Source organism: Streptomyces recifensis (genome assembly GCF_002154615.1).
Lineage (GTDB): Bacteria > Actinomycetota > Actinomycetes > Streptomycetales > Streptomycetaceae > Streptomyces > Streptomyces griseoluteus.
In genome coordinates, this window is the sequence record NZ_MUNH01000542.1 from 1 (window position 1) to 8,893 (window position 8,893).

The 8,893-nt window shown below is 73.4% G+C and carries 7 protein-coding genes and 1 pseudogene; 4 read left to right on the forward strand and 4 right to left on the reverse strand.

The genetic code is table 11. The annotated features are described in order from the left end of the window. Window positions 1-817, forward strand: an 817-nt coding sequence (locus CCN33_RS25240) for an MFS transporter (RefSeq protein WP_140394670.1), incomplete at its 5' end; no start/stop codon positions are given. Continuing rightward, window positions 771-1,928 (forward strand): anhydro-N-acetylmuramic acid kinase, encoded by a 1,158-nt coding sequence (locus CCN33_RS25245; RefSeq protein ID WP_086695774.1) that lies wholly within the window; start codon window positions 771-773, stop codon window positions 1,926-1,928. The genes CCN33_RS25240 and CCN33_RS25245, both read left to right, overlap by 47 nt. A gap of 13 nt (window positions 1,929-1,941) precedes the next feature. Here the strand turns inward: CCN33_RS25245 and CCN33_RS25250 are convergent, their stop codons facing one another. From CCN33_RS25250 to CCN33_RS25260, 3 genes are all read right to left on the reverse strand, one after another. Further along, window positions 1,942-3,045 carry an NADH:flavin oxidoreductase/NADH oxidase gene (locus CCN33_RS25250; protein WP_086695768.1) on the reverse strand — a complete coding sequence of 368 codons (1,104 nt, stop codon included), beginning with the start codon at window positions 3,043-3,045 and terminating at the stop codon, window positions 1,942-1,944. A gap of 108 nt (window positions 3,046-3,153) precedes the next feature. After that, entirely contained in the window at window positions 3,154-4,326 is a 1,173-nt protein-coding gene (locus CCN33_RS25255) for a spore photoproduct lyase family protein (protein ID WP_086695769.1), read from the reverse strand. Between the two features lie 106 nt (window positions 4,327-4,432). Further along, window positions 4,433-5,287: a LysR family transcriptional regulator gene (locus CCN33_RS25260; protein WP_086695770.1), complete on the reverse strand. Its 855-nt coding sequence runs from the start codon at window positions 5,285-5,287 to the stop codon at window positions 4,433-4,435. A 97-nt stretch (window positions 5,288-5,384) separates the two neighbouring features. Between CCN33_RS25260 and CCN33_RS25265 the strand changes: the two genes are divergently transcribed. Further along, on the forward strand, window positions 5,385-6,308 hold the full coding sequence (locus tag CCN33_RS25265; protein ID WP_086695771.1) for a DMT family transporter: 924 nt from the start codon (window positions 5,385-5,387) through the stop codon (window positions 6,306-6,308). Window positions 6,309-6,414: 106 nt separating this feature from the next. After that, window positions 6,415-8,478: a SpoIIE family protein phosphatase gene (locus CCN33_RS25270; protein WP_086695772.1), complete on the forward strand. Its 2,064-nt coding sequence runs from the start codon at window positions 6,415-6,417 to the stop codon at window positions 8,476-8,478. Window positions 8,479-8,487: 9 nt separating this feature from the next. Here CCN33_RS25270 and CCN33_RS32255 read toward each other — a convergent pair. Then, window positions 8,488-8,893: pseudogene (locus CCN33_RS32255) on the reverse strand (MFS transporter); the annotation flags it as partial.

An 8,893-nucleotide genomic window follows, 5' to 3' on the forward strand; every position in this document is an offset into this window, starting at 1 on the left:
CGCGGCGGTGCTGGCGAGCCTGCTGAGCGAGGCCCAGCTGAGCGCGTGGGGCTGGCGGCTGCCGTTCCTGCTGGCGCTGCCGATGGGGCTGGGCGCGCTCTGGCTGCGGTTGCGGCTGGACGAGACGCCGACCTTCCGGGATCAGGAGCCCGCCGAGGCTCTGCCCGCACGGGACGTGGTGTGGGCCGTCGCGCTGGGCGCCGGACGGGTGATGGGCTGGGCGGCGGCCGGGTACGCCTTCCTCGTCGTACTGCCCTCCTACCTCCAGACGGCCCTGCACACGACCTTCCGCGAGGCGCTCACCGCGACCGTGCTGGCCAACCTCGGCTTCGCCGTCACGATCATCCCGGCCGGCCTGCTGAGCGACCGGGTCGGACGCCGGCCGGTGATGCTGACGGGGGCGGGCCTGGTCGTGGTGCTGGCGGTGCCCCTGCTCGACCTCCTGCAGAGCCCGGGCACTCCGACCCTGGTGAAGGGGCCGGCCGTGCTGCTCGCCGGTGCGATCGTGGGCCTGATGGCCGGACCGGGCCCCGCCCTGCTCGCCGAGATGTTCCCCACGCGGGTGCGCTGCACGGGGCTAGGGCTCGCCTACGCCCTGTCCAATGGCGTGTTCTCGGGCTGCGCCGGGCTCATCATCACGGAGGCGGTGAAGCGGACCGGGAACGTGGACGTACCCGCCTACTACGCGGCGGGGGCCTGTGCGGTGAGCATGCTCGCCCTCTTCAAGAAGACCGCGTTCAACGGCATCGCGGGAAAGGTGGATGGAACGGATGCTGGCGATCGGCCTGATGTCGGGAACGTCGTACGACGGCATTGACGCGGCGGCCGCCGAGTTGCGCCTGGCGGGGGACACGCTCCACCTGAAGCCGCTCGGGATGGTGAGCGAGCCGTACGACCCCGGCCTGCGGGAGCTGCTCTCCGGTGCGCTGCCCCCGGCGGCCGTACCCCTGGCGGACGTGTGCCGCCTGGACACCCGGATCGGGCAGGCCTTCGCGGCGGCGGCCGCTCGGGCCGACTCCGAACTGTGCGGTGGTGCCGCCGAGTTGATCGCCTCGCACGGGCAGACGGTCTACCACTGGGTGGACGGCGACCGGGTGCACGGCACCCTCCAGCTCGGACAGCCCGCCTGGATCGCCGAGGCGACCGGGCTGCCCGTGGTCGCCGACTTCCGGCCCCGTGACGTGGCCGCGGGCGGTCAGGGCGCGCCGCTGGTCAGCCTCGTGGATCGGCTGTGGCTGCGGGGCAGGCCGGGGACGCCGGTCGCGCTGAACATCGGCGGCATCGCCAACCTCACCGCGCCGGACGGGACGGCCTTCGACACCGGGCCGGGCTGCGCCCTGGTGGACGCGGCGGCGCGGGAGGCCAGCGGGGGCCGGCTGGCGTACGACGCCGACGGCGCGCTGGCCGCCCGAGGGCGGGTGCACGAGCCGCTGCTGGAGCGGCTGTTGGCCGACCCGTACTACGCGCGCCCCGCGCCGAAGACGACGGGCAAGGAGCTGTTCCACCCCGGCTATCCGCGGGCTCGGGCCGCCGACTCGCCGGCCGGCGTCTCCACCGAGGACGTCCTCGCCACCCTCACCGAACTGACCGCCCGTACGATCGCGGACGCCGTACGGTCGGTGTCCGCCACCGAGGTCATCGCCTCCGGCGGCGGCACCCGGAACCCCACGCTCATGCGTGCCCTCGCCGCCGCACTGCCCGGCGTCCCGGTGCGCCTCTCCGACGACCTGGGCCTCCCCTCGGCCGCCAAGGAGGCGTACGCCTTCGCCGTCCTGGGCTTCCTCACCCTGCACGGCCTGGCCGGTACGGACCCCGCCAGCACGGGCGCCCGCCATCCGAGCCTCCTCGGCTCGCTGACCCCCGGCCGCGACGGACTGAGACTGCCCGCCCGGCCGGAGCAGGCGCCCGTACGACTGGAGTTGGAGTGATCTCGAAACCCGGTCAGTACGCCCGGTGGTACGGCTGGGGGACGTACGGCTCGTCACCGAGTTCGCGGGCGGCGCGCAGCGCGAAGCAGGGGTCGCGGAGCAGCTCACGGCCGAGCATGACGGCGTCGGCCTGGCCGTCGGTGACGATCTTCTCGGCCTGGCGCGCCTCCGTGATGAGTCCGACCGCGGCGACCGGCAGGCCGGTCTCACGGCGCACCCGCTCGGCGAAGGGCACCTGGTAACCGGGGCCGGTCTCGATGCGGGCGCGGGGCGCGATACCGCCGGAGGACACGTCGATCAGGTCGATGCCCCGGTGGCCGAGGTCGGCGGCGAGCCGGACCGTGTCGTCCACGGTCCAGCCCGTACGGTCGTCGCTCTCGTCCTCGGTGAGCCAGTCGGTGGCCGAGACCCGGAAGAACACGGGGAGTTCGTCGGGCCACACCTCGCGGACCGCCTCCGTCACCCGCAGCGCGAACCGGGCCCGCCCCTCGTAGGAGCCGCCGTAGGCGTCGGTGCGGTGGTTGGCGTACGGGGAGAGGAACTGGTGGACGAGGTAGCCGTGGGCCCCGTGGATCTCGGCGACCTCGAAGCCCGCCGCGAGCGCACGCCGGGCGGTCGCGGCGAACTCCTCGACGACTCCGTCGATCTGGGCGGTGGTCAGCTCGGCCGGGGTGGTGTACCCGTCGTCGAAGGGGAGCGCGTCGGCGGAGACGGGCCGCCAGCCGTAGCCGTCACCGGGGGCGATCGGGGCGCCCCGGTCCACCCAGGTCCGCTCGGTGGACGCCTTGCGGCCGGCGTGCGCGATCTGGATGCCGGGGACGGCGCCGTGGGACTTGAGGAAGCGGGTGATGCGCGCGAACGCGGCCTGCTGGGTGTCGTTCCACAACCCCAGGTCGTAGGGGCTGATGCGGCCCTCCGGGCTGACGGCGGTGGCCTCGGTGAGGATCAGGCCGGTGCCGCCCGCCGCGCGGGCCGCGAGGTGCTGGAAGTGCCAGTCGTTCGGCGCGCCGGTCTCCGAGCCCTCGGGTGCGGCCGAGTACTGGCACATCGGCGCCATCCACAGACGGTTCCGCACGGTCAGCGAACGGAGGGACAGCGGTTCGAACAGGACGCTCACGCGGGGCTCCCCTGGGTCGTGGGTCGGCATGACGGCCCGTCGTGCCGGACGCGGGCCGACTCGGGTAACACCGTGCAGGGGCCACGGATTCCCTCGTGCCGGTTCAACTCAGAAGGCGTATCGCACCCGCAGCCAGGGCGCGTGCGCGGCGACCAGCTCGGTCACCCGCCGCACGCCCTCGCGTTTGACGTCGTTGCGGTACCGCACGTTCAGCGCCCCGTTCTCCGAGCGCTTGGCCTGCTGGATCTCCGGGCGCCACAGCACGTCCTCGGCGCGCGGGTGCCAGCGCAGGTTCACGTCGTGGAGCTGGCGGTTGTGCGTCAGCATGATGACCTCGGCCGCCGCCTGCGCCTTCACTCGTGCGGGCAGTACGTCGTCGAGGTGGCGCAGCAGCTCCGCCCAGTCCTCCTCCCAGCCGGGGCGCAGGACGACGGGGGAGAGGTTGAAGTGCACCTCGTAGCCCGCGTCCAGGAAGTCCCCGGCGGCGGCGATCCGTTCGGCCACCGGGCTGGTCCGCACGTCCAGCAGCCGGGAGTCGCCGGGCGGCATCACCGAGAAGCGGATACGGGTCGAGCCGCGCGGGTCCAGGGCGAGCAGGTCCCGGTTGACGTACTTGGTGGCGAAGGAGGCCATCGCGGTGGGCCACCGCCGGAAGGCCGCGACGAGGTCGGCGGTGTTGTCGCTGATCAGCGCGTCCACCGAGCAGTCGCCGTTCTCCCCGGTGTCGTACACCCAGCGCTCCTCGTCGCACTGCGTGGGCTCCTGCTTCGGGCCGAGGGAGGTGATGTGCCGGTCCAGGGCGTCGACGACGTCCCCGATGTTGGTGAAGACGGTGATCGGGTTGGCGTACCCCTTGCGGCGCGGGACGTAGCAGTACGCGCAGGACATGGCGCAGCCGTTGGAGGCGCCGGGGGCGATCCAGTCCGCCGAGCGTCCGTTGGGCCGTACGGTCAGTGACTTGCGCACGCCGAGGACCAGCGTCTGCCGCTTGACCCGCACCCAGCGGTCCGCGTTGCCCTCGTTGCCGTGCAGGTGGGGGATGTTCCAGTGCGAACCGACCTCCAGCACGCGCGCCTCGGGGAAGCGGGCGATGACCTGCCGGCCGCGGGCGGAGAGGGCGGCGGCGGGCTCGGCGTAGATCTCCCGCACATCCAGCAGCCGGGACAGATGCTCGGGGGTCCCGTCCGGCTCCGGGTCCTCGCTGTGGTCCTCGGCGCCCAGCAGCTCGGCCAGCCCGAAGAGGGCGTCCGGGTCGCCGGGGGCGGGGGAGGAGGGGGACACGGCGGCTCCAGCGGTACGGGATGTGCGGGGGCGAGGAGTGACAGCTCGGCCCCCTCCCAGCATCTCACTCCCGGGGCGCTGTCCCGTCTGCCCGCGCGGGCGTGCGTCAGCGGCCGGCGGTGGCGCCGGGGGAGCCGTCGCGCCGGGTGGCCGAGAGGAGCGCGGCGATGACGCCGTCTCTGGTCCTGGGGGCAAGGCGGTTACTGGTGACCAGCGTCAGGGGGATGGAGGGGAGCGGCGGAAGGGAGTCGATCGCCAGCAGACCCGGCTCGCTCGGCCGGGCCTGCGGGAGAGCCGTGATGCCCCCGGTGGCTTTGACGGCGGAGAGGAGACCCACCAGGTCGGCGCATTCCCGGACCAGCGATCCGCCCGCCGCCGCTTCGGACGCCAGGATGTGGTCCCGGACGGTGCACGGCGCGGTGAAGGTGACCAGCGCGCCCGTGTCCGGAGCGCGGTCCGCCGGGCCGACCCAGGTGAGCGGAAGATCGGTGAGGTGCCGGGTGCCCTGGCCGAGGTCCCCGATGCCCAGTGCCACGTCCGCCGAGTGGTCGTGCACGAACTCGCGCACGCGGGCGCTGCGGTGGAAGCGGAAACGGACGGCCCGGTCCGGGTGGTCGCGGGAGAGCACGCGCGCGACCGCGCGCAGCAGCGCCTCGGTGGCGTGCTCGGTGGAGACGACCAGCAGCTCCCCGCTCGCCGGGCCCAGCAGCCGGTGCAGCGCGTCGTCGTGCTCACCGAGCAGCCGGTACGCCTCCCGCAGTACGTCCTCGCCCCGGGAGGTGAAGGCGATGTTCCGGCCCTGCCGAGTCACGACGGCAAAACCCAGCTCCGTCTCCAGGCGGCGCAGATGACCGCTCACTCCCGCCTGTGACAGATGCAGGGCCTCGGCGGCCCTGCGGACCCCGCCGAAGGAAGCCACACTGACCAGGCTGCGCAGGCAGGTGATGTCGAGAGTCGCCATGCCTCATTGTCACCGGCGGACGACGTGGGGAACGGGGATCGTTCACGAATCACGATCGGTCACGCACGCCGACCGGTGCCGGTGCTGAGGTCGGAGCATGTTCCAGCGACTTCTCCCGGCCCTGACCGTCCTGCTCTACGCCCTCGGGTATCCCCTCGGCGCCCTCACCCTCGGCCATGTTTCGCCGTTCCTCCTGATCCTGCTGCGCTTTCTGATCAGTGCCGTGCTGATGTGGACCGTCGTGGCCGTGCGGCGGACGCCGCTGCCGCGCGGACGGCTGCTCGCCCGGACGGTCTCCGGCGGGCTGCTGGTGCAGGGGGTGCAGTTCCTCGGTCTCTACTGGGGCATGGCTCATGGGGTGGGGCCGGGCGTCGCGGCGCTGGTGATCGCGATGAACCCCGTCACCACCGCCGTCCTCGCCCGGCTGGTGCTGGGGCGGCGCGAGAACTCCTGGGGGCTCGTCGCCCTCGCCCTCGGCGCGGTGGGCGTGGTCGCGGCCTGCCTGCCACGGCTGCTGGCCGACCCGTCCGTCGGGCCGGGGCTGATCACCGTCCTGATCGCGCTCGGCGGTCTGTCCGGCGGTTCCCTCCTCCAGGAGCGGAGGCTGAAGGCGGTCGACCCCTTCGTGTTCACCGCGATCGGTGTCACCGTCTCCGTGCTTCCGGCCGCCGCGCTGGCCCTCAGCACCCCGCAGCACATCACCGACCCCCTGCCCGCCGTCGCCCTGCTCCTGCTGCTCGTGCTCGCCAGCGCGGTGGGCATGGTCTGCTACGCGGCCTGCGTGCGCAGCCGGGGAGCGCGGGGAGCGTCGATCCTGTTCGCCCTCATCCCGGCGGTCTCCGTGCTCGCGGCCTGGGGCGTGCAGGGCGCGCCCCTCGACGGGACCACGGCCGTCGGCCTCGCCTGTGGCGCACTGGCCTGTGTCGCCCAGGGCCGGTCGACGCGGCCCACGTCCGGCACGCCGGGCCGGAGCGGTCGGGGCACCGGCCGGGCGGCCACCGTGCCGGAACGAGTGCGCTGAAAAACCACGCCGGTCACCGCGCCCCGCTCCCTCCGCTTCCCGGTCGAGTTGCTGGGGCCCGTCGATGCGAGAAGGTGAGGAGGTACGTCCGGGAAGGGAGCCTGCGGTGGCGAGCGATCCCATCGATGATGCCGCGGTGCTGAACGCGCTGTTCGGCAACTCTCCCCAAGGGCTGTTCGTCTTCGACACCGAGCGGAAGGTCAGGCGCTACAACCCGTCCGGACGAGGGGTGCGGAAGCTGGCCGCCGAGGACGTGGTCGGGCATGACGTCGAGGACTTCGCGCCCGGTGTGGAGTCGGCCGAGCTGACGTCCCTGATGGACGAGGTGCTGGCCAGTGGCGTGCCGCTGCGGCGCATGCTGATCCGGGGCCAGTCGCCGTCGGACCCGGACCGGACGCTCACGGTGGAGGTGTCCCTCTTCCCGTTGCCCGACTCGGGCGACGGGCCTCCCGGCCTGGTGGCCGTGGTCGAGGACGTGACCGAGAGGCAGGCGGCGGCGGACCGGCTAGCGGTCCTGAGCAGAGTGCACTCGACCGTGGGTTCCACGCTGGACGTGCGGACCACGGCCGACGAGCTGGTGCGGGGCCTGGTCCCGGCGTTCGCCGACGGAGCGAGCGTCGACCTGCTGGACGACGGCCTCACGTCCGGCCCCCTGTCGTCCGCGGCGCCGCTGCGCCGGATCTCCTTCGCCCCCGCGGACACACTCACCACCCGGAGGGAGGGGGACAGTCGTCCCTTCCCCTACCCCACGCCGTACACGCAGGCCCTCAACGACACGGAGGCCCGGATCGTCGCGGTGACGCCGGACGCGCCGTGGCTGGCAGCCGACCCGGAGATGTTCGAGCCGCTGCTCAAGGCGAACGTGCGATCCATGATCGTCGTACCGCTCAGGGTGCGGGACACCGTCCTCGGCCTGCTCACCCTGTACCGGCACCGGACCGACCCCTTCGAGGAGGCCGACCTCGACGTGGCCCGGCAGGCGGCCGCCACCGCCGCCGCCCACCTGGACAACGCGCGCAGCTACCGCCGCGAGCACATGGTGGCCTCCACCTTGCAGCGCAAGCTCCAGCCCAGCACCACTCCGCGCCTGTCGGCGGTGGAGACCGCCCACATGTACCTGCCCGAGAGCGCGGGCGGCGACTGGTACGACGTCATCCCCCTCTCCGGGGCGCGCGTCGCCCTCGTCGTCGGCGATGTCGCCGGGCACGGGATCGAGGCGGCGGCCACGATGGGCCAGCTCCGTATCGCCCTGCGGACCCTCGCGCTGAAAGACCTGGAGACCGACGAGCTGCTGACCCACCTGGACGAGGTCGCCTCACAGCTCGCCGAACCCTCGAACGCCTCTGTGGCGACCTGCGCGATCACCGTCTACAACCCCGTCTCCCGCCGCTGCGCCATGGTGCGGGCCGGACACCCGGCCCCGGTGATCGTCGACCCCGCCGGCTCGCCCGTCCAGGTGGACGTACCGCTCGGGCCACCGCTGGGCGCGGGCGGCGGACGGGTCTTCACCCCGGCCCTGATGGACCTGCCCGCCGGCACTCTGATCGCCCACTACACCAACGGCCTCCTCGGCGCCCACGCCCACGACCCGGCCGCCGCCCGGCGCCGGCTCGCCCAGACCCTCGCCTCGCCCGCGCGGCCCCTGCGGGAACTGAGCGACGACGCCGTGTACCGCATGGCGCCCTCCCGCGACGACGACGCCGTCCTCCTCCTCGCCCGCACCCGCACCCTGGCCAAGGAGAACGTCGCGGACTGGACGCTGCCCGCGGAGCCGTCCGTGGTGAGCACGGCACGACGGCTCGTCGGCCAGCAGCTCGCTGTCTGGCACCTGGAGGCGGCGGCCTACACCACCGGGCTGATCGTCAGCGAACTCGTCACCAACGCCATCCGCTACGGGGCCGGGCCCATCCAGCTGCGTCTCATCCACGACAGCGGCCGGCTGCTGACCGAGGTCACCGACGCCAACAGCACCAGCCCCCACCTGCGCCACGCCCGTGAGAGCGACGAGGGCGGGCGTGGCCTGTACATCGTCATGCGCCTCAGCACCCACTGGGGCGTGCGGCACAGCCAGCAGGACAAGACGATCTGGTCCGAGCAGCGGCTCGGCGGGGAGTCGGACGCGGCCGGGTTCGCGGCGTTCGACCTGGCGGACGTCGAGGAACTCTCCTGAGCGCCCCTGTCAGGCCGACCGCCGCACGTACGCCGTCCAGGTCACGCCCGCGCACACCACGTACGCGGCCACGAACGCGACGTACGCCCCGTCGCCGTTCCCGACCGCGAGGAACGACTCGCGGAAGGCGATGTTGACCAGCACTCCGCCGAAGGCGCCGACCGCGCCCGCGAAGCCGATCAACGCCGAGGCGCGGGCCTCGCCCTCGGGGGTGGCGCGGCACAGGGTCGGGATCATCTTGTACGTCGAGCCGTTGCCCAGGCCGCTGAGGACGAACAGCACGGTGAACGCCGTCACGAACAGGGGGAGGGAGCGGGCGCGGGAGGCGGCCAGCGCCAGCAGTGCGCCGCCGGCCATCGCGGCGAAGACCGCCAGGCTCACCCGTGCCCCGCCGAACCGGTCGGCGAGCCGGCCG

Excerpts from the sequence above, each read along its gene's own strand:
- CCN33_RS25265 (WP_086695771.1), top strand. The coding sequence starts at position 5,385 with ATGTTCCAGCGACTTCTCCCGGCCCTGACCGTCCTGCTCTACGCCCTC.
- CCN33_RS25260 (WP_086695770.1), bottom strand. The coding sequence starts at position 5,287 with ATGGCGACTCTCGACATCACCTGCCTGCGCAGCCTGGTCAGTGTGGCT.
- CCN33_RS25245 (WP_086695774.1), top strand. The coding sequence starts at position 771 with ATGCTGGCGATCGGCCTGATGTCGGGAACGTCGTACGACGGCATTGAC.